This is a genomic window from Vibrio sp. RW, assembly GCF_027587105.1.
In the GTDB taxonomy this organism is placed as follows: domain Bacteria; phylum Pseudomonadota; class Gammaproteobacteria; order Enterobacterales; family Vibrionaceae; genus Vibrio; species Vibrio toranzoniae.
This window is the reverse complement of the sequence record NZ_JAPPTM010000002.1, coordinates 204,573-225,510: the sequence shown is the minus strand read 5'-3', so window position 1 is coordinate 225,510 and position 20,938 is coordinate 204,573. Positions and strand designations below refer to the sequence as shown.

Sequence of the window (20,938 nt, the reverse complement as noted above, 5' to 3'; positions counted from 1 at the left end):
GCCCTGAGGCTCCTTTTGCTGACTATCTTTAAGACGATTTACTTAATCGTTAATGCACTCAACATGTCTGCTGAAGGAGCAAAATAGTAAGCGCCTGTCACTGCTTTAGTAAAGCGAAGTAGTTGGTCTGTTTTACCATCTGTCGCGCCGTACATGCTCTCCAACATCGCATCAAAATTATGACGGATATTACAGTAAGCAATAAACAGTAAACCGTGGTCGCCCGTTGCTGTACCGTAAGGCAGGCTATGACGAACAATTTTAAGGCCTTTGCCTTCTTCTTTGATATCCACACGACCAACGTGAGATGCAGCTGGAACATCATCTAACTCTATTGAATCTGGCTTAGTACGACCAATCACTTTCTCTTGTGCCGATACATTCAATCGATTCCAAGCTGGCAGGTTGTGCACAAAACGCTGCACCATCACATAACTACCACCAGCAAATACACCCTCAGGAACAATCGCGACTTCAGCACGTTGTGCATCTTTCGGGTTCTCAGTGCCATCCACGAAATCAGTCATATCACGAGAATCAAGGAAGCGGTAACCGTAAGTTTCATCAACCACTTCAACGTCCGCTGCCACTTCAGATAACAATTTACGTAAGATAAAAAAGTGCAGATCATGTCGGTTTGAATGACAGTGAATTAGAACATCAGACAATGTGCTCGGAGCCGTGATATCACCCTCACCAAGCGCAGGAAAATCAATTAAGTCAGAAGGCGCTGCTTGCTCGAACTGCTCCCAAAAAGCCTTTGAGAACGCAATTGATACTGTTAAGTACGCATCGGGTTGAGTTTGGTTTAGCTCGTCAATTAAAGTTGGAAGCTTTTGAATTTCTGCTAATACATTCGCAGCGTTAGCATTCACTTTTAATTGAACGTAAAGAGCGAAAGGCCCAGATTCTGGCAAAATAGCACTTTGAATTTGAGACTGCTCATTTGAGATGTTAAGCATAGATTAATCCTTTCATTTTTAGCTTCTAAGTATAATTGTGAACGGGACAAATGTTTTGATGAGAATCAGTCTTCGTGCTCGACCGCTTTAAAGCAATCTCTAGCAGTATGACTATTGGTTAGATAAAGCGCTAACCACAAGAGCAACAACAACGTGATACCATTCGACCAACGAAACCATCCGTTGTCCAAATAGATTAAATAAATCGTGTGGGAACCTTGTGCCAAGATGGCCATTATAGTGACCCAGCGCCCCCACGACACCACTTTATTGAGGCGCCTTCTATCAGGAGTTCGTAGTCCAAACAACCACATGAGTAACAAGCTAGGAATGCTCAAAGCAATCCCAATATAAAACATTTGGTGATCTGGGTAGATGATCTCGAGGATATCAGTACCCGACTCTCGGCTTGCGCCGGCAACGATGAAAACGACCAAAGCTTTCGCCAGAAATAACCACCCCAACCATAATAAGATTGGGGCTTTCAAAAAACCGTTCTTATCGTATTGTTCTATGGAGTACCGCACAAATCTCACTTTCACTTAGTTTCAAACCAACACTTTAACGCAAATCATTCATACTTAACTAGGTTTGCGTTATCTTATTAGCTAATCCGTTTTAATTATCGAACTCAGTATGAAAAAGAAGACTAATACGCCGTCTGTTGAATCTCAACAAGAGGCCATGAAGATAGCCAAAGCGACTCAAAAGCCAGCTCAAACTAAAGAACAAACTAAGTTGATCGCTCAAGGAATCGAAAAAGGCATCGCACTCTATAAAAAACAACAAAAAGAGCGCAGCCGCCAAGCTGATAAAGCCAAGAAACGCGTACAGAAAGAGAAACAGGCTCAACAAGCGAACCAAAACCAAGAAGACACGATCGAAACAAGTGTTGAAACATCATCAAATCACGCCAATAAACTGCCGTGGTTACTACTGATTGCAAGCTGGGTAGGCTTCGCGATTTATTTGATGCAATAGCAGGGTAAACGGATGAAAAAGGAATTAGTCGCTTTGGCTATGAGTGGCATGTTACTTGGGTGTACAACCCCCACATCAGAGCCTCATAGTAAAGCGGACAAAGTACAAATGGATTACCACGGACTGATTGATATCAACCAGTGCAAGTACAAAGGGGAAGTCACCGGCAGCGAAGGACATTGGTATAGCTATCTATTCTTCCAAAATGACACTCTGATTCAAGGCGCGATGAATGAGCTCAAGTCCAATGCTATTGAGTTAGGCGCAGACACCGTCATATTTACCCTTCCCCAAGACTTTAGTACTTCCGTCACTATGCTTGGTACAGCCTATCTGTGTCAGTAAGCAAATAGATTAGTGAATCGAAATCTCGGTATACATTGATTTTACGACGCCTAAAAGAAAGCACCCAAACCTTGACTAAATCAATTTAACAGCTTGAATCAATGATATACATGGAGTTATTGGAACTCCTTATTTCAAATGGAAATGAAAATGGGTTCAACCAATCTACTAACTAAAGTTTGCGCTAAACCATCTAGACGAGTTTTGCTGAAGGCGATTCATTTTGCACATGCCTCTACTCAATCCTTAAACATATACGCAGAAGATTATCGTCGTAGTGAAGAGCACACTTTCTTAGAATACTTAATAACCCCCAAAGAAAGCGGCGCCCGATACAATGACTTTTTCATGCAATGGTGTCGTTCAATATTAGAAACAATAGAAGAGATTCACTCTGAACTAGAACTACCTATGATAGAAGTTAACTTTAACTTACTAGCGGGTAATAGTTGGGAACATGAATTGACTAAAGAACATCAGAATAACACTGGTTTCTTTCTTATTGATTATTCTAAAGGAATTGTTGCACTCCAACTGCTTAGGGAGTTATCTCGTCAAGGCCGCGATATATTATTACTCACAGATATAAAATGGCCACAACCACTGAAAATGGCTTCCGCCATCGATCCGCTTCACCGTAGCGATAAAAACGCAGAAATAGATAAGGAAATTATTGTTCGAAGCTTAGAGCTAAGTAAACGATTAAAAGCCAATATGTCACTCGTTTACTGTCAGTACGTTGCCCCATACTTATATCGATACTCTAAGGACATTCTGAAACACCAAAAACAATCGATGACCGCTTTTCTTGAGACTAACAAATTTAATCACCTACCACTTCGATTAATAAAAGCGAACCCAGAAGAAGGTCTGCCAGACATTGTTAAATCAATGGGAGCTTCAATTCTAGTGCTAGGAGCTTGCAAGCGGACGGCTCTGTCTCGTTACTGGTCAGGAAGTACCGTAGATGTGCTATTAGCAAACCCACCTTGTGACCTACTACTGGTTAGTAAGTAAACACACCAAAAACTTCAATACAGTTAACCTCTCGGCGTTAATTGTATTGAAGCTAGCTATGAAGACCTCAAACAACTTCTGGTTTGATCAGAGTTGGGAAGTCGATCAAATAACTCTCATTTTTATATCTATCATTGGCTCTCGTAATGCCCGCTTATTTGATTCGCGTATTATTTTGATGGCACCGCCAAAGTGAATATCAGTAACTCCCTACAAACATGGACCGCAGAACACCCAACTGCCATTAACTTTTATCGTCAACCACCATCACAAGTCATCTTTAATTTCTCTCGAGGCCACATCCTCAGATAACTTATCCATCTGCTGGGCTATCATTTCTTCATCTTCATCAAAATAAGCGATGTGGTACATAGCTTCGCCCTCCTGAATCAAAGGAATGTTTTGCTTCCCGATAATGACACCGGTGCGAGGTGCAATAATCACAGCCAACTCTTCTCCATAAGCACTACTAATGGTGGCCAGTTGATCACCTTTCTTTACATAATCCCCCAGGTGATACTTATGTTTGACAATACCGCTGGCGCTTCCTCGCACCCATTGACTACCGCGGGCGATCACAGGTTCAGGCGCGTCCCGTCTCGGGCGGCGGCCTTTACTAATCATATTAAGATGACGCAAGACACGTATGACTCCTCTCGTGCCCATTCGAATGGATGCCTCATCAAAACGCAGCGCCTCACCTCCCTCGTACACAAGTACTTTCGTATTAGAGCTCGCTGCACAATCACGCAATGATCCATCAATCTCTTTCGAATGCAGTACCAAAGGTGCGCCAAAAGCCTTGGCCAGTTCTGCGGTTGCCTCATCCTCCACATTAGCCCGAATTTGAGGCAAGTTGGTTCGATGAATCGCTCCCGTATGCAAATCAATTCCGTACTGGCACTTTTCGATAATTTCGGTTCTAAAAATGTTAGCGACTCTCGCTGCCAGAGAGCCTTTAGGAGATCCAGGAAAACTGCGATTTAAGTCTCGGCGGTCTGGCAAATATCGACTTTGATGTATAACGCCATGAACGTTTACCATAGGAGCAAAGATAATTGACCCGCGAAGTACTTTAAAACGTTTCATGTTGATGATTCTGTGAACAATTTCGATACCATTCAGTTCATCACCATGCACCGCGGCACTAATAAATATTGTAGGCCCATCTAGCTTTGCTCTCATAATGTAAACAGGCAGAGAAACCTCTCCATCTGTATATAGCTTAGCTACAGGAAGCGCTATTTTCATTCGTTGACCAGGCAGTACACTGTAAGTACCAATACACAAAGCTGACATAGTCGTTAACCCTTACCGCGCGTTTTATTTGCGTGTAACTTTGCATTTTTCTCAATAAAATCATAAACCTTACCAGCAATATCTAAGTTCGTAGCCATCTCTATACCTTCAAGGCCTGGGGAGGAGTTCACTTCCATCACCATTGGCCCACTGTTGGCTCGAAGTAAATCTACTCCACAGAAGTTTAATCCCATGATTTTTGCAGCACTTACGGCGGTTTCTCTTTCTTCTTTAGTTAAACGAATAATTTCAGCTGAACCTCCACGATGTAAATTAGAACGGAACTCTCCATCTGCCGCTTGTCGCTTCATAGCCGCAACAACTCGACCTCCAATAACAAGACAACGAATGTCTGCTCCCCCTGATTCTTTTATGTATTCTTGAACCAATATGTTCGCTTGAAGCCCCATGAAAGCTTCAATGATGCTCTCTGCTGCTTTCGAAGTGTCAGCCAAAACCACACCAATACCTTGCGTACCTTCTAACAACTTAATAACGAGAGGAGCTCCCCCTACATTCTTGATTAAATCTTTAATGTTGTCAGGTTTACTTGCGAAACCTGTTCTTGGTAGACCAATACCTTTGCGAGAAAGAAGCTGCAAAGAACGTAGCTTATCTCGGGATCGGCTGATCGCTACAGACTCATTGACGTTAAAAGTTCCCATCATTTCGAATTGTCTCGCTACTGCCGTACCGTAAAAAGTAATAGAGGAACCAATACGTGGTATCACAGCGTCGTAAAGAGGGAGCTCATTGCCTTTATAACGAACCGTAGGTCGACTACTCGTAATATCCATATAACAATGCAGCGTATCAATCACATCAACTTCATGTCCTCGTTCAACCCCAGCGTCCACTAAGCGAGTGGTTGAGTATAATTTTGAATTTCTCGATAAGATGGCGATTTTCATTCTTATTTACCTTGTAAAAAAAATGTAGTGCTCGTTATATAATAGATAGGATTCATCTTTTTCTTACACTTTGTTCGAGATAATTTGTAAAGCTAATGCATATTCAACTATTCAAAACCTTTGTCGTGTCTACCATATACATGGCTCTCTGCACGTCGAATCGCCAAGACTTGCACCTATCGCGCATGCGATACACTAGAATAGACAGGTAATAACCTCTCAAGTGGTCTCCATTTGAAGTTGAATAACCGTACCTTACTGGTACACCTGTTCGATTATTTATCAATATTTCTAGCTAAAAATACGGACCACTTATGGGGCCTATCGTTGTTGCTAAGGTAAACCTACAAAGTATCATCCTACCTCGACGTTCCACCCAATAAAAAAGCCAGCTTTCGCTGGCTTATGCACTGAATCCAAGGCTTATTTCTATATCGCCTTTACGCTCTAGAACCCACTGACTATCAAATGGTCCCCAGTCGGATAACTGGTAATAGCCATCATTATGACGTCGCCCATCTTGAACAAACATAAGTTCGATACCGATCCCCGGTAACGCCTTGAGTACATCTTGAATCGTACGACGAGGCCACCCCGTTTTTTCGATGAGTTTAGGCACATTTGGCCTATCAAGGCTTTCCACTAACAATGCTAAATATAGCCGCCTTGCAAAAACAGGACTCAACTCCATTGACACCTCCTATATATGTGCAACTCAATTATTTCTTTTTTTGCTGACAACATGTTGAGGCTGATCAATAAGTCTCCAATAGTGACATTTTCTTACCGTTTTTTTTCACTCTGTGAAATATTCATCACTCTATTTTGTCTGAGTTGTCGCTTCCTGATAGGATTCAATTCATAACAATGAAATAAAATCACCCAAAGGAAGAATAATGACTATCACTATGTTTGGTATCCCAAATTGCGACACCATCAAAAAAGCAAAGAAATGGCTTGAAGCTGAAGGTATCGAGTTCGAATTTCACGATTATCGCAAACAAGGCATCACCGAAGAGTTAGTAACAAACTTCTGTTCAGAGCTTGGTTGGGAGCTTGTGCTAAACAAACGTGGTACGACTTATCGCCAACTTTCTCAAGAGCAAAAAGACACATTAACGGAAGAAAAAGCCGTCACTCTGCTTATTGAACAACCAGCAATGATTAAGCGCCCGATCTTAAAAGTCGATGGCAAGCTTCATATTGGCTTCAAAGCTGACCAATACGCTGCTATTTTTGCGTAATCAGCAATTAGCGTAATAAGCAATTATTAGAACAGATAACAAAGCGTTGAACTTCCCCTGTTCAACGCTTGAAATTAATGACTAGACGTTTTATTTAAACAAGGAATTCAAGGATGACAGATAGCCCAACTTTGGCTCTGGCAAAAGACCTCATTAGCCGTCAATCGGTAACCCCTGAAGATGCAGGCTGCCAAGAGCTGATGATGAATCGCTTAAAAGCGCTCGGTTTTGAAATCGAAGTGATGGTATTTGAAGATACGACGAACTTCTGGGCTCGTCGTGGTACCGAAGCGCCTCTGTTTGCCTTTGCTGGCCACACTGATGTGGTTCCTGCTGGCCCAATTGAACAGTGGAGCACTAAGCCATTCGAACCGACGATCGTAGACGGTTTCCTACACGGTCGCGGCGCAGCGGACATGAAAGGCTCGCTGGCTTCAATGATTGTTGCAGTAGAGCAGTTCATTGCCAAGCACCCAAATCACACAGGTTCAATCGGGTTCCTGATCACTTCAGATGAAGAAGGTCCGTTCATCAACGGTACCGTACGTGTTGTTGAAACTCTGATGGCTCGTGGTGAGAACATAGACATGTGTATTGTGGGTGAACCATCAAGCACTGAGTTCGTAGGCGATGTTGTGAAGAATGGCCGTCGTGGCTCTATCACAGGCGATCTAACGATTAAAGGTACACAAGGCCATGTTGCCTACCCTCACTTAGCAAACAACCCTGTACACAGCTCTCTGCTTGCTATCAATGAGTTGGCAACAACTGAGTGGGACAAAGGTAACGATTACTTCCCGCCAACCAGTTTCCAAATTCCAAATGTAAGTGCGGGTACTGGCGCGTCAAACGTGATTCCTGGTGAGTTTAATGTTCAGTTTAACCTGCGTTTTAGTACTGAGTTAAGCAACGACATCATCGTTGAGCGAATCACAACAACACTCGACAAGTATGATTTCGAATACGACCTAAAATGGACATTCAATGGCGACCCGTTCTTAACAGACGCAGGTTCACTGCTTGATGCTATTGTCGATGCTGTGGGTCACGTCAATGATGTGAAACCAGCTCTTCTAACGACTGGTGGAACGTCTGATGGTCGCTTTATTGCGCGCATGGGCGGACAAGTGGTAGAGCTAGGCCCAGTGAATGCAACGATTCACAAGGTTAACGAATGTGTGAAAGTGGCTGATTTAGAGAAACTAACCGACATGTACGAAAGAACATTAGTGAACCTGTTCGCTAAATAGTCTTCCATCAGCGATTCATAGCATCTAATTATTGAGAGGCACGTTATGACACCAGAGCAGCTTACTGGACAATCAGATTCTCATCTGGAATCTAGCCTGATCGGCACCAAAACCTTCTTGGTTCACAGTGAGGTAAAAGGTGACCTAAACGATTTGATTGAAGCTGCTCAGCTCGCAGGTTTTAAAATGGAGATTGCCAGTGGCTTTCGTGACTATGAAAGGCAATCTCTGATTTGGAACCGTAAGTTTTCTGGCGAAGTTCCGATATTAGACTCAGAAAGCCAGCCTCTTGATGCTTCAACACTGACTGAACATCAAAAGCTATCGGCTATCCTGAGGTGGTCTGCACTTCCCGGTGCGAGTCGTCATCATTGGGGCTGTGACTTCGATGTCTTTGCTCGCAACCACTTACCTGAAGGCACTCAACTGCAACTGGAACCATGGGAATACTTTACAGGCCACCAGCAAGCGTTTTACCAATGGTTATCTGTTCATGCTGCGCAATTTGGGTTCTTCTTTCCTTACAGTAAAGAGCTGGGTGGTGTGGCGATAGAGCCTTGGCATATTAGCCACCGTGAGGTATCGGAGTCGTGTTTATCACAGTTATCTCCCACTTTACTTGGCAAGCAACTCCAATCTAAGCCAATATTAGGGTATAGGATTATTATGGAGCAGCTAGACGAGATCTACGCGCGCTTCGTAGCGAACATCAGCCATTAGGAGCGCTTATGTTGGAATGGCTTACAAACCCTTGGGTTATCATCATCATCGTGGTTAGCGTCGTGGTGGGTAACATCGCAGCTCTTAAACAGACCGCCAATATGGACCTGACAGGTCGTGGTAAAACAGAGCGAGATTTAGATAAGCTCAATCACTTAGACAAGCAGAATCAAGAGAAGGATCAAAAAGAAGAGTCATCGGATAACAAAGACGGTTAACCTGTGGCTCTGATGGCTTGATAATTTCGATAGCTTTGTGATTTGGGTGGCTTTGCCTGATTTTAGAATAAGCCGCTGACTTATAAATGAACATAAAAAAAGAGGACACAATGTGTCCTCTTTTTTATTAGCTAAAGCTAATCATTCAGCATTCGTCTCATTGTCATCTTTGGTTTGGTCAGCAACGTGTGCTAGTACCGGTACCATTGATTTAAGTAGCTCTTCTTCTACTGGCTTACCTGATGTATCCGTTACGTTGATCGACGTACGGTTACCAAGATCACCAAATAAGAAGGTGTAAGTACCTGGCGCTAAATCGATAGGTTGTAGGCCAATCTCTTCCCAGAACTCATCATCTGGCGCGGCGTACTTCGCCTTCACCGTACCTTGAGATTGGTTACGCTCTTCAAGCTCAAAGCCCATCGTAGGCAACAAGCTAGGCAAACGCTGCCACAATACATTATATGGTGTACGAGCAATGATCACAGGGAAGCCACTGCGGTCAGCACCCATTGAGATTGGAATACGCTTCACCAACTCTTGCGCTTTCAGCGCTGCTTCTGCACGAAGATTTTCATCGTATTTAGCCATGACCAAGTTGGTCAGGAACGCGTTATAGCGCTCTTTATTGGTTGCTGTTACCGGCTTCTCTTCAGTACCTTCACGCCAATCAATGAGGTTAATCTTGAAGCCATGGCGGTTGTTTGCTTGGAAACGAGAGATAGAGTAACGACTGCCAATCTCTACTTCTTCATCTTCAGAAACCCAAGTTACCCAATCGGTCTCAATCTCATTCTCTGACTGTTCACGAATGCCAATCCCACGCTGAGCTAGCATGTCTACTGCCGTTTGCCACACTCGGTCTGCTTCTTCAGCACGAAGGAGCCATAGTGTTACTTCACCATTTTGACGCTCAGTACGAGCACCAGGTATCAGCTCAAGTACTTGTTGCGGTGGACGAATATCCACTTTACGACCTGTACCACCACTAAACTCGCCGCTTGGAATGTCAAAATTTGGGTAGAACTGAGGCTGAGCATCTTCTGGCAATTGCCATTGTGAAAACTCAGGTGTTTCTAAGTATTCGAAATCATCTTTGGCCTGCCGACGTTGAGTCGGACTGCCAGAACATGCTGTAAGAACAAAAACAGCCAGTGACCCAATCACTAGCTGGTGAGAATACTTCATTTATACTCCTAAATGCCGAAGGTTCGCTTCGGCATCACTTCATACGTTTTAGTAAATACACGCTTCAGTCATTGCTTGAGCAACAACAGGTTGAGCTGGTTCTGACAATTCAGTCAGCGGTAGACGTAAGCCACCTTCAGCAATCAGACCCATTTTATGAACCGCCCATTTTACGGGAATAGGGTTAGACTCAACGAACAAATTCTTATGTAGAGGCATCAAACGTTCATTGATCGCTTCAGCCTCTTCAAACTTACCTTGTTTCGCTAGTTTGAACATGGTTGCCATATCAGCGGCTGCAACATTGTTGGTTACAGAGATCACGCCGTCGCCACCAAGCTTCACAAATTCTAAACCTGTTAAGTCATCACCACTTAGTAAGATAAAGTCTTCGCCACAAAGTTCACGGTGAATTGCAATTCTGTCGAGATCACCCGTCGCATCTTTAAGTGCAACGATATTTTCGATCTCAGCAAGGCGAGCAACCGTTTCTGGTAACAAGTCAACGGCAGTTCGGCCCGGTACATTGTAGAGAATCTGAGGAACGTCACTGACTTCAGCAATCGCTTTGTAGTGCTGGTACAAACCTTCTTGAGTCGGTTTGTTGTAGTAAGGCGTCACACTCAAACAACCAGCAATGCCAGAACCATTTAATAAACGGCTGAATAGCACTGACTCGTGAGTTGCGTTTGCACCCGTACCAGCAATAACAGGAATACGACCATCAGCAAATTCAACGATCTTATTGACGACTTTGACATGCTCTTCAATTGTGAGTGTTGAAGACTCACCAGTTGTGCCAACCGCAACCAGACCATCACTACCTGCAGCAACATGGTGCTCAACTAACTTTTTAAGGCTGTCGAAATCCACTTCACCATCTGTATTAAATGGCGTAACTAGCGCAACGATACTTCCTGAAAACATGTCTATCTCCCTTAATTTATTCTTTTTGCATGTTACTGTAAGCCAATCAATAAACACAAGACATTAAAGTGGCTTAGCGGCAACATCTGCAGTAAATATTGTCGTATGTTTGAGGTAAAACGACTTCTAACGGCGTTATACCTGAAATTTGGGCAACCTGCGCTCAATCTATCGGAAAGCCCATCGCCGGATGTCAGTAGCAAGTAAGCTGTGGTCTCACTCTGCCATCTCAACTTTAACGCTCTCGATATTCCAATCATTTGTTGCCAGTAGGACGCAAGATGCCTCATAAAAAGCCCCGCCCATACGCTTATTCCTCTGGCTAACTGTGCTAACATGCAAACATCAATGGAATATTTAGAGACGTGATTTTATGACTCAACATCTAGTAATCACAGCTGTGGGCACTGATCGCCCAGGTGTATGCAACCAAGTGGTTCATTTAGTCACCCAATCAGGCTGTAACATTATTGATAGCCGTATCGCTATGTTTGGCGAAGAATTTACGCTTATCATGCTACTGTCTGGAAAGGCAAACAACATTACCCGCGTTGAAACGACCCTGCCCTTGCTTGGTCAAGAGCACGACTTAATTACGATTATGAAGCGCACTTCTCCTCATGATATTATTGAGAACTCATACACGCTAGAGGTATTCGTTGAGTCAGACGACAAGCTTGGACTTACCGAGCAGTTCACTCAATTCTTCGCGGACCGAAACATCGGCCTCGACTCGCTTAGCGCACAAACCATCAATAAATCCAAGGTTCAGTTCGATAGCGACCAGTTCCATATCTCAATTACCGCTTCTGTGCAGTCAGAATGTAATTTGATGCAGCTACAAGAAGAATTCAATTCGCTGTGTCAGAGCCTATCCGTACAAGGCTCGCTCAACTTTATCAAAAACAGTCTTTAAAAAGGAAATATCATGAATACGCTAACGGCTGGTGTTCCAGCACCTGCTTTTTCTCTTCCAGATCAAGATGGCAATATCGTATCTCTTGGTGACTTCAAAGGTAAAAAAGTACTTTTCTACTTTTACCCAAAAGCAATGACTCCAGGTTGTATTGTGCAAGCGGAAGGCCTGCGTGATATCAAAGCACAGCTTGATGACCTGAATGTGGTTGTTTTAGGTGTGAGTGTTGATCCAGTAAAACGTCTACCAAACTTCGTTGCGAAAAAATCTCTGAACTTCACCCTGTTGTCTGACGAAGACCACAGCGTTGCTGAGCAGTTTGGCGTTTGGGGAGAGAAGAAATTTACCCTTAGTTAATTTTTATGACAAACAACCTTGGTTATTTTTTATGACAGGCTATCTTTAATATGTGAGTAAACATATTAAGGGTTGTTCTTTGATAGAAACAAATAATGCATGCTTAGAAATTTATGATGACTGTTGGTTATTACCAATAGAAGTTGATACGTTAGCCAAGTTCAAGATAAGAAGCAGCGCTGACACTGAATCAGGAGAAGTTGCTTTTTCTGCCTTATTAGAACCATCCACCCTAAAGCAGTTCGTTAAAGAAACCAATATCATCATTGGTCGTAATGGGTTGGTTGTCTATCCTCAATCCCTCTATTTGGTATCTAAGTTACGTGGTGATGGAAAAGTAAAAGACACTGGTTCAATAGCTAAGGGGTTACTCGCCTTTACTCGATTCTTAGATTCAACCTGTGTAGAGCAAGAAGACGAAGATGGGGTTATCATTCCCACTGAGTATTTAAGCTATAAATTTTTAACCAAAAATGAGGAAGAAGGCGCACCTTGGCGGTTTGCTGAGTTTCTACTTGCTAACTGTAATAATATTGAAGGTGCTAATGGCGATGAAGCTTTTAGTTTATCTACAGCTAGAAGTTATATGAGTGCCGTCATTGGATTCTATAAATGGATGCAAAAATACGGTTACATCAAAAATGACGATCAGAATGTTGTCACCCACTATACAACCGGAGCAGTGCATCAAGATTTAAACCAGCACGATATGTTGGTTCACACAAAATCAAGCTCTAACCGTACTTATGAAACATCCAATATCATGAGGATGTTTCCTAAAAAAGAAAACACTCCCGTCCATAAAAAGCTCAAGCCTATGCATCCTGAGCACAAGGCTTTATTTAATGAACATGTCAATTCACTCCCAAAGTCAACAGGGTTAACCTTTCGACTATGTGTCGAGGCTGGGCTAAGAATTGATGAAGCCATTCACTTCCCCGCTCACGATATAGGGAAGGCTAACTACACTAATTTAGATGTAGTACCAATCAAAATTACTCGCACAAAAGGCAGTAAGCCTCGTACCGTAGAAATTCCCATTGAACTGTACGAAGAGCTAGAGATATACAAAGAAAGTAACGCACGACTTAAGAACCTAAACAAACGCAATGAACTTATTCAGTCAGGTGAGGGGTTAGATACCGTAGAGTACCTATTTATTTCAAATAAAGGGACTTCGTACTCAGGCAACACTTTGGAAACACACTTTTCCAAACTTCGGAAAGAGATACGTGAAGTAGGCTCAACTTGGTATTACCGTATTCATGATTTACGCTCTACCTTTGCAACCCATTGGCTTTGGAAGGAGTCAAAAGAGCGTAATGTTGCCTATGACTTCCTAATGGATGAGTTGGCTAAATTAATGGGGCATGAAAGCACGTCAACCACTGAAAAGTACATTAAGTACATGAATAAGTTAGACGACCAAACCAAAATGGCTAAAGCGAAAAATCGCAAAATAAACAGAGGTTGGTCGTAATGGCGAAAAGTAAAATCGCAAGACAATCCAAAACCGTTAAGCGTGTGCGTAATAGTCACAATGTCGTGCCTTTGAATCTGATGATTCCTTACAAGGTTGCGCGTTCGAAAAAAGCAAAGCAGTTCGATGTTTCTCATTTATTGCATTTAGGGTGTAACGCAGACAACGAGAAGATAGATAGCCGAACCGTATTTATTCGGCGCTTTTGCGAGAAAGCCAACCAATATGCAAGTAATGGTAACTCCTTAAAGACCATCGTAACATGTTACGAAAACTTGCGTACCTATCTTACTTTTTGTGATGCGGTAAACGTTGACCCCTTTACGGAAAATGGGTATTTAAAGTTTGTAGGCAACGATGGTGAATTAAGACATCGTGTCAAGATGTTTACCCCTTCAAAACGTCTATGGGAGTACACTCATGGTGATGAGTTAGGCATTAAAGAATCGACAGCTACGAGTATAATTGCGCATCTTCGCAATGCACTTGTTTGGTGCGGCTTACCCACTTCCGCTTGGGCTTTACTACACCGAGGGTTTACAGGGGAAAAGACACCACACAAGGGGTATTCTGAGGAAGAAGAAGATCTTCTTGTGACACGTTTGAGTCATCTATTTTTCACTCTTGCGCCACAGCTTATTGCAGTTAAAGAAAACAACACACCTTTGCCAGAGGCACTTCCTATTGCCATTGCCCTTGGTGAGCATGAGGAAGTGGCTCAAATCCCAACATCATTGGACTCGAAAAGGGGTAGTGCGGTTAAAGATGGTACACGCGTTAATGCTAGCGCAGCTTTTAATATTACTATGGGCGCTGCCTATCATTTGATGTGCTTTTTTACTTCATTGAATGACAGCAATATTCGAGATATTGCACACCCAATCGAGGTTCATACAGAAGAGCGAGATAAGAGCCTACAGACTGTGAAAGTCTCAAGCTATAAGCCAAGAGCGAACAGAGAGGTCGATGCTCTGTTGGTGGGTGAGCAATTTGATGTTGATAAGCGTGATGGTGTGAAGTTTATTCGGTTACTCGAACGACTATCTAAACTGTATGGAAATGCAGAAGATGGCTCTGAGTTACTTTTCACCCTCAATAACAATGCGGACGTGAGTGATGGATTCAATTTATCCTCGATTAATCAACAACTCGTTAACCAACTACACCTGTTATCTCCGTATCGGGCTGGCAACCTACCTTGGTTTAAGGAACTGTTTTACGTCTACCGAGACCAACAAACAATCACATTAAAGAAAAGAGTTAACCTCCTTGGTCGCACTGTTATTAATAAAGAAGTACAGGCAACCTCTAAAACCAAAGCAGGACAAGGGACGACCAATAGCGCCTACTGTATTTTTTCTTGCTACACCGACTTACCACTTAAGGGGATTTTACTTCCACTCTCGTACTCTGAGAGAGATAGTGATGGTAATGTTTCTATTTCTTTTAACTATAGAAATGGTACCCGTGGTTTCTTTAAAGTACCTGCATCTGATTTAGCTTTAATCAAAGATATTGAGCAATACGCCAATGAGAAAGCAGACAAGCAGCCAAAGAAATATGAACGTCTGCTTTTAACAAGAAGTAGCGATAACGTTCCTTATGATTGGGAAGGTATCAACCCTATTTCACCACAGTTAATGAATACTTGGTCTGTTGAGACAAACCATTACTATATTTCTCTTCAATCAAGTCGCTGGAGAGAAATGACCAGTAACCAAGCCTATGCCGAAGGGGGTATTCAAGGTGCTCAAAGCCTCCTCCAAAACACCAAAGAAACGTTGGAGAAAAGTTACCTTAACGGGCATCCATTACTAAATAAAGTCATCATATCTCAGAGTATAGAGGTCATTGAAAATCTCGATGATGATACGAGCTTAGAGAAAGCAAAAGACATTGTGGTGAAAATGCGAGGCATTCCGATGTTGTCACATGACAAGTGGAAGAAAAAGCGCGAAGAAGGCAATACTAAAACCAATCCCAACGGTTTGATTTGTAATGGGAAGCAAGTCATTAGTGATGGAAAAAACACACAGCGAGAAACTAACTATGCGCTAGGTATAAGCCTACCTTGTGCCGAATTCGATATGTGTTACAAGTGCCAATCAGCCAAGGCGGTAGATGACGCTGAAGCTGTCTACAAGCTCATTTCATACATAGATGTTCTTAAAGAAGTCCTTGATATGTACCCTAATACAAAAGGGGATATTCATGAAAAAATTGAACAGTTTGAATGCACATTAGATGGGGCTAGTGATGATGTATTCGATGAGGCTATGGCGCGATTTAATACCCAAGGTCGTCACCCAAGAGTTTCCATCGACCACGCTCTTTTATCCATGTAATTACGGAGGCCAAAATGATAAAATTCACTGACCTAGAGCATCAAAATAAGCTTATTAAAGCACAACAAAATGTTGGCGCTCATGCAAATTACTTAATGGATGCATTAAAGCCAGCTATTGAGCGTGGTGATTGGGAGGAACTCGAAAGCCTTGATATTGGCTTTACTGTTACGGGGGTGTCATTAGGTAAAATTGGCGATGATGACGCTTGGAGAAACCTACAGCCTTATTTTGAATCAAGAGCAAAGAGAAAGAGTTCCATTGATTTCACACTCGATGGTAAAGTCATTGAGCGTAACCTAAAAAATCAACTTAAAACCCTCCTGCTTAAAATGATGTGGCTATCACCTCATGACCATTCCTTCGACACTCTTTCAGTAGCATTAACGAACCTAAAAAAAGTTATTGTCCCACTTTTAAATGAAGGCTTTAACACACTGTCTGCTTTAGACTTTGACCGACTCGAAACTTGGGCACTAACAGGTTTTACCGATATCGATTTTGAAAGAGAGGCAATTTACAGCGGATTAAATCGGCTTTACAAAGAAGCGAGAGGTTTACCGTTTGAAGTTAATCTAAACAAAAAACTTAACGCCTCTGACTTTGGTTTAGTAATCAAAGAGCCGAAGCAATTTACCGTCATTCCACAGAGACTCTACTACCTTAGCCTTAAACGGTCAGAAGCCCTCATTGATGAAGCTTATGCCCTTCGTGATGAACTGGAACAGCTTACAGAATACATCGCCACATACTCTGATAGGGCGTATAAAGGTTATGCTAAGTATCTGGTCAGTGATGAAGCCATACTTAAAAACGGTAATATTCAATGGTATTTAGGTAAACAAAAATCAAGTAAAAAGCGCACCCTTGCCTTTCAAGAATCCTTTGCAGCACTTAACTCTCCAAGTAAAGAAGATACACAGGCTCTTATTCGCCTTCATAAACCAGAGATAAAGCGCGACTACATTGATAAGTTCCACAATGAACGTAAGTTAACGATTGGGCAATGGACAATCACCAACCTCAAAGAGGCTCGATTGCTTTTTACAAAACTCAGTGGTGGCTGCCTATGGGGTTTAATGGCTCGAACAGGAATGAGAATCGATGAGGTGTATCACCTAAACACCGCTCAGGGCTGCACGACTGAGATAATAAAAAGACAGAAGATACACGTTATCCATGCCAACCTATCAAAGACAACAAAAGGCTCTCAATCAAAGCAAGATGAGTTTGTCACCACTGAAACGGGCATGAAAGCGTATGAAGTTCTTCAAGCGCTACATACGCCACTAAGAAAGCTGCATCCAGGCTCACAATTTTTTTTCCATAAAATAAAAGGGGATTGTAGTGAAATAACTAAGAATAATTTAGGTAGACACTCTAAAACTTGGTTTGAAAATGTGATGGGCGAAGAGCTTACATTAACCAATGAAGATATTAATGACCTAAAAACATCTGACCCAAATTTATCGTTTGAAGTAGGTAATGATTATGAATTTTCAGCGCATCAGCTTCGTCGCTCTTTTGCTTACTACTTAATTGGATACGAGCTTTGCAGTTTTCCGCAACTGAAACAGCAATTCAGCCATGTATCTATGGCAATGACGAGGCACTATGCTAAGAGCGCCAGTAAACTCCAAAAAATTAGACAAACGAAAAAAACTCTTGCTAACGAAATTGATGAGGAAAGAATCGATCAGAAAGCCCGAATTTATTTGAGCATCTATCAAAAACTGGCAAATAAGGAGCGAGTTGCAGGAGGCAAAGGCAAAGAGTTTGCTAAGAGTATGATGAAAACAGACCGCAACTTATTCAAGGATAAAGTTGATAATGACATGCTTTCTCTAAGCTATTGGAAAAAGCAAATTCGAGCTCAAAATCGCCACATTCATGCGGTTGCGCCAGGCGTATACTGCACTTCGACCACCTGTGGTTTAAGAACGCTTGTTAACCTGATGGAATGTGTAGACTGCAAGAATGATTACATCGTTGATGCCGTATTTGCCGAAGCAAAGCGTAAAGAGGCAGAAATACACATGCTTTATGATATTGAAAATGATGAGCTAACCCCTCAAACCGCTTCTGAATCTTATATAAAAATTCAAGCGGCAGAGCGTATTATGAAGGATTTAAATGTCGACTTTGAGCCTGTCACCTTTCCTGATGAAGTTAAGAATTTACTTATCCCATACGGAGTTACATCATAATGTCACAGATAACCCAAAATAAGCTAATCAAAGCATTGGAAAGACTTTTGGATGGTGACATATCGAAGTTAACATCGAAAGAGCTGCGTAATAAAGCAAGAAAGGGAAAGCTCAAAATCAACAATAGTAATGTTGAAAAAGAAGCAGGTCTGTCTACTGGCGCACTCAGAAGGCATAATGACGTAGTTTTAATGATAGAAAACAAGTCGTTAGAAATACAAGTTGCTAAAGATGCAACAACTGATTCCCCCATTGAAGTGCTTCAAAAAGAAATAAAATCACTCAAAGGTGAAAGAGCACAAGCGAATAAAAAGAAAAAAGAGTATTACGACGAAGCTCAAAGCCATAAGGGTGCGTTAGCTGTTCAAGCTGCCACTCATGTAAAGGTGGTTCAAGAACTAATGGAGATGTTACATGAAAGTCAGCGAGAAGAGGCTATGGATAAAGTCGTATCGTCTCGTTCAGACAATGTTATTGCACCCCAATTTAGAAAACCAAAGTAGCGTTAAGCGCTGTAACTCAAAAGATTATCCTGTTTAGTGTAATCACTAAACAGGACCGTTAGTTATCGATAAAAATACGCACTCTAACGATATAAAAATGCACTCAACAGGACGTAGCTAACCCACACTACTCCACATAACTTTAATTTAGAAAGTAAGGATTAAGACCAATGGTAATCGAAGCTGGACAAACTGCACCAAATTTTACCCTGAATGACCAAGACAATAACCCTGTAACACTATCTGAACTTCAAGGTAAGAAAGTACTGATCTACTTCTACCCACGCGCTTCAACACCTGGCTGCACCGTTCAGGCTCAAGGGTTACGTGACACTAAAGCTGAGCTAGATGCCCACAATGTTGTTGTTCTTGGTGTCAGCCCAGACACACCGAAAAAGCTGACGAACTTTATCAACAAGCAGGAGCTGAACTTCACTCTACTTGCAGATGAAGAGCACAAAGTTTGTGAGAAGTACGGTGTTTGGCAACTCAAGAAGTTCATGGGTCGTGAAAACATGGGCGTAGTAAGAACAAGCTTCCTGGTTGATGAATCTGGTAACCTTGAGCATGTATTTAACAAGTTCAAGACCAAAGACCATCACGAGGTTGTATTGGACTACCTAAATAGCAAATAACCTTCCATGATCTATTAACTCTTAAACTTGGGGGCAGATATGATTGGCTACATTCGAGTATCAGATCCACGTAAAGCCGATGGCGAATCACAAAGAGAAGCTATCAGGGCATACGCCACTATGCGTGGCATACAGGTATCGGATTGGATTGAAGAGCATGTATCTGCCACCAAGACAGAACTTAGTGATAGGAAATTATCATCGCTTCACAACAAAGCATCGTCGTATCAGATATTACTCGGCTTGGCCGCAGTAAAATAATGGAGTTGGTAGGCGCAATAGACCAGATAGCCTCATACGGTGAGCTACATTTGGCATAAAACGACACCATCATTAACTCAAAAAATGCGGATAATGCAGAAATCCTTTTTACGGTTATAGGGCAATCATTTGCAAGTGCGGTAGAGGCCCAGAAACGCTCTGAGCGCGCCAAAGCAGGCCATGCAAAACGTAGAGCTAAAGGGCTACCATCTGGCCGTCAGAAGGGACAGAAAGTTAAATCCAAACTTGATGAACACACCGCCTATATATTGAACCTTCTCGACACCAAGACCTCCAAAGCTGAAATTCTAAGAAAACTTAATGAATGAACGTGGTATATCGATTTCTCGAAGCCGATTTTACTCTTGGTTAGAAGACCGTGGACTTCATAATAAGAAAACCGAATTTCAGACTGATATGTTCCAAGTACAAGGCTAGCTAGCTTCGAGTAACACGCCCATCGCTGACACGTTAATTTGCCCCATTCTGCGTTAGCGAATAGACATCCTTACCGTCTCGACCCATCAGTTTTCAATAGACTTTTTAATGGCAATCAATGGTGTCTGTTGAAATACCCCACTTTGTCGCATTCTCGCGCTCACTGAAAGCGAGCACAAAACATTAGTTCATTTAAAACAATGCCTTATAATGTAGAGTAACAGAAAGTAACAGTGTTCTACTGGAGTTAACTTGTTACTAGATCCTTATGTGATAATACGGGGCCCACGCTTCATCAAAGAAAAGGCGCCTCCCGGCGCCTTTGGCCTATGAGGGCAGCAAGTGATCACCCTTTACCGGGGGCTGGAGTTGAGCCACCCTCTTCTTCTGCTTTGAACTCTCTCCCAAGAGTACCCATTTCCCTGCTTAAAGCCGTTTTCGCTACCGCAGTTTTGCTAACTTTCAACTTATTTTCTCTTGCATGTTTTTCGGCGGCAATATCGAGTTCCATTTGTTTCTTCAGCTTTTTTTCTTCGGTTTGGTTGTTCCTTGGAACATACTCATACTTGTCGTTCATGATTTCCACTAGATCGGATTCAGGAATACCGGTTTCCTCTGCCACCTTCATAATAGAAGCTGCTATGCTGCGATGTAAATTTCGTTGGACGATACCTGACATTTTATTACCCTTAAACAATAAGTTACCCAATCAGCGACATTGCTGTTTGGGTAAG

Annotated in this window: 21 protein-coding genes and 2 pseudogenes; 15 read left to right on the top strand and 8 right to left on the bottom strand. The window is 42.3% G+C overall.

The window, feature by feature from the left end; translation table 11 throughout:
• Positions 1–38: 38 nt before the first annotated feature.
• Together OCT63_RS02555 and OCT63_RS02550 are read right to left on the bottom strand one after the other, a co-directional pair.
• Complete coding sequence (locus OCT63_RS02555) at positions 39–962, bottom strand: Dyp-type peroxidase (RefSeq protein WP_060468290.1); 924 nt, start codon at positions 960–962, stop codon at positions 39–41.
• 65 nt (positions 963–1,027) lie between these two features.
• Positions 1,028–1,489 carry a DUF2919 domain-containing protein gene (locus tag OCT63_RS02550; RefSeq protein ID WP_060468291.1) on the bottom strand — a complete coding sequence of 154 codons (462 nt, stop codon included), beginning with the start codon at positions 1,487–1,489 and terminating at the stop codon, positions 1,028–1,030.
• 109 nt (positions 1,490–1,598) lie between these two features.
• Here OCT63_RS02550 and OCT63_RS02545 point away from each other — a divergent pair, with 109 nt between their 5' ends.
• From OCT63_RS02545 to OCT63_RS02535, 3 genes are all read left to right on the top strand, one after another.
• Positions 1,599–1,943 carry a DUF2956 domain-containing protein gene (locus tag OCT63_RS02545; protein ID WP_269983128.1) on the top strand — a complete coding sequence of 115 codons (345 nt, stop codon included), beginning with the start codon at positions 1,599–1,601 and terminating at the stop codon, positions 1,941–1,943.
• Between the two features lie 12 nt (positions 1,944–1,955).
• Positions 1,956–2,288 (top strand): DUF4156 domain-containing protein, encoded by a 333-nt coding sequence (locus OCT63_RS02540; protein WP_269983127.1) that lies wholly within the window; start codon positions 1,956–1,958, stop codon positions 2,286–2,288.
• 150 nt (positions 2,289–2,438) lie between these two features.
• Positions 2,439–3,305, top strand: a complete 867-nt coding sequence (locus tag OCT63_RS02535; RefSeq protein WP_060468294.1) for a universal stress protein — start codon at positions 2,439–2,441, stop codon at positions 3,303–3,305.
• 267 nt (positions 3,306–3,572) lie between these two features.
• Here OCT63_RS02535 and OCT63_RS02530 read toward each other — a convergent pair whose 3' ends face one another.
• The 3 genes from OCT63_RS02530 to OCT63_RS02520 form a co-directional block, all read right to left on the bottom strand.
• Positions 3,573–4,556: a succinylglutamate desuccinylase/aspartoacylase family protein gene (locus tag OCT63_RS02530; RefSeq protein ID WP_235588151.1), complete on the bottom strand. Its 984-nt coding sequence runs from the start codon at positions 4,554–4,556 to the stop codon at positions 3,573–3,575.
• A gap of 53 nt (positions 4,557–4,609) precedes the next feature.
• On the bottom strand, positions 4,610–5,515 hold the full coding sequence (gene rimK, locus OCT63_RS02525; RefSeq protein ID WP_269983126.1) for a 30S ribosomal protein S6--L-glutamate ligase: 906 nt from the start codon (positions 5,513–5,515) through the stop codon (positions 4,610–4,612).
• A gap of 403 nt (positions 5,516–5,918) precedes the next feature.
• Complete coding sequence (locus OCT63_RS02520) at positions 5,919–6,206, bottom strand: winged helix-turn-helix domain-containing protein (protein ID WP_017056352.1); 288 nt, start codon at positions 6,204–6,206, stop codon at positions 5,919–5,921.
• Positions 6,207–6,411: 205 nt separating this feature from the next.
• Between OCT63_RS02520 and OCT63_RS02515 the strand changes: the two genes are divergently transcribed.
• The 4 genes from OCT63_RS02515 (at position 6,412) to OCT63_RS02500 (ending at position 8,947) form a co-directional block, all read left to right on the top strand.
• Positions 6,412–6,759 (top strand): ArsC family reductase, encoded by a 348-nt coding sequence (locus tag OCT63_RS02515; RefSeq protein WP_269983125.1) that lies wholly within the window; start codon positions 6,412–6,414, stop codon positions 6,757–6,759.
• Positions 6,760–6,872: 113 nt separating this feature from the next.
• Positions 6,873–8,009, top strand: coding sequence for a succinyl-diaminopimelate desuccinylase (gene dapE, locus OCT63_RS02510; RefSeq protein WP_269983124.1), 1,137 nt, complete (start codon positions 6,873–6,875; stop codon positions 8,007–8,009).
• Positions 8,010–8,054: 45 nt separating this feature from the next.
• On the top strand, positions 8,055–8,729 hold the full coding sequence (locus OCT63_RS02505; RefSeq protein WP_269983123.1) for a M15 family metallopeptidase: 675 nt from the start codon (positions 8,055–8,057) through the stop codon (positions 8,727–8,729).
• Positions 8,730–8,737: 8 nt separating this feature from the next.
• Entirely contained in the window at positions 8,738–8,947 is a 210-nt protein-coding gene (locus OCT63_RS02500) for a DUF2897 family protein (protein WP_136981207.1), read from the top strand.
• 141 nt (positions 8,948–9,088) lie between these two features.
• On the opposite strand, the gene bamC is transcribed toward OCT63_RS02500, so the two are convergent.
• Complete coding sequence (gene bamC, locus OCT63_RS02495; RefSeq protein ID WP_161687287.1) at positions 9,089–10,135, bottom strand: outer membrane protein assembly factor BamC; 1,047 nt, start codon at positions 10,133–10,135, stop codon at positions 9,089–9,091.
• 48 nt (positions 10,136–10,183) lie between these two features.
• Positions 10,184–11,062, bottom strand: coding sequence for a 4-hydroxy-tetrahydrodipicolinate synthase (gene dapA, locus OCT63_RS02490; RefSeq protein WP_060468300.1), 879 nt, complete (start codon positions 11,060–11,062; stop codon positions 10,184–10,186).
• A 373-nt stretch (positions 11,063–11,435) separates the two neighbouring features.
• Between dapA and OCT63_RS02485 the strand changes: the two genes are divergently transcribed.
• The 8 genes and pseudogenes from OCT63_RS02485 (at position 11,436) to OCT63_RS21495 (ending at position 20,204) form a co-directional block, all read left to right on the top strand.
• A complete protein-coding gene (locus OCT63_RS02485; protein WP_017056344.1) occupies positions 11,436–11,978 on the top strand; it encodes a glycine cleavage system protein R in 543 nt (180 codons plus the stop codon).
• Between the two features lie 12 nt (positions 11,979–11,990).
• Positions 11,991–12,323: pseudogene (gene bcp / locus OCT63_RS02480) on the top strand (thioredoxin-dependent thiol peroxidase); the annotation flags it as partial.
• A 91-nt stretch (positions 12,324–12,414) separates the two neighbouring features.
• On the top strand, positions 12,415–13,815 hold the full coding sequence (locus OCT63_RS02475; RefSeq protein ID WP_269983122.1) for a tyrosine-type recombinase/integrase: 1,401 nt from the start codon (positions 12,415–12,417) through the stop codon (positions 13,813–13,815).
• Complete coding sequence (locus OCT63_RS02470) at positions 13,815–16,160, top strand: hypothetical protein (RefSeq protein WP_269983121.1); 2,346 nt, start codon at positions 13,815–13,817, stop codon at positions 16,158–16,160. The genes OCT63_RS02475 and OCT63_RS02470 overlap by 1 nt, the downstream gene beginning before the upstream one ends.
• Before the next feature lie 14 nt (positions 16,161–16,174).
• A complete protein-coding gene (locus tag OCT63_RS02465) occupies positions 16,175–18,367 on the top strand; it encodes a tyrosine-type recombinase/integrase (protein WP_269983120.1) in 2,193 nt (730 codons plus the stop codon).
• On the top strand, positions 18,367–18,870 hold the full coding sequence (locus OCT63_RS02460) for a bacterioferritin comigratory protein (protein WP_269983119.1): 504 nt from the start codon (positions 18,367–18,369) through the stop codon (positions 18,868–18,870). The genes OCT63_RS02465 and OCT63_RS02460 overlap by 1 nt, the downstream gene beginning before the upstream one ends.
• Positions 18,871–19,040: 170 nt before the next feature.
• Positions 19,041–19,505: a thioredoxin-dependent thiol peroxidase gene (gene bcp / locus OCT63_RS02455; protein ID WP_269983118.1), complete on the top strand. Its 465-nt coding sequence runs from the start codon at positions 19,041–19,043 to the stop codon at positions 19,503–19,505.
• Positions 19,506–19,544: 39 nt separating this feature from the next.
• Positions 19,545–20,204 (top strand): annotated as a pseudogene (locus tag OCT63_RS21495) (recombinase family protein).
• A gap of 346 nt (positions 20,205–20,550) precedes the next feature.
• Here OCT63_RS21495 and OCT63_RS02445 read toward each other — a convergent pair.
• A complete protein-coding gene (locus OCT63_RS02445) occupies positions 20,551–20,883 on the bottom strand; it encodes a hypothetical protein (RefSeq protein WP_269983116.1) in 333 nt (110 codons plus the stop codon).
• Positions 20,884–20,938 lie beyond the last annotated feature (55 nt).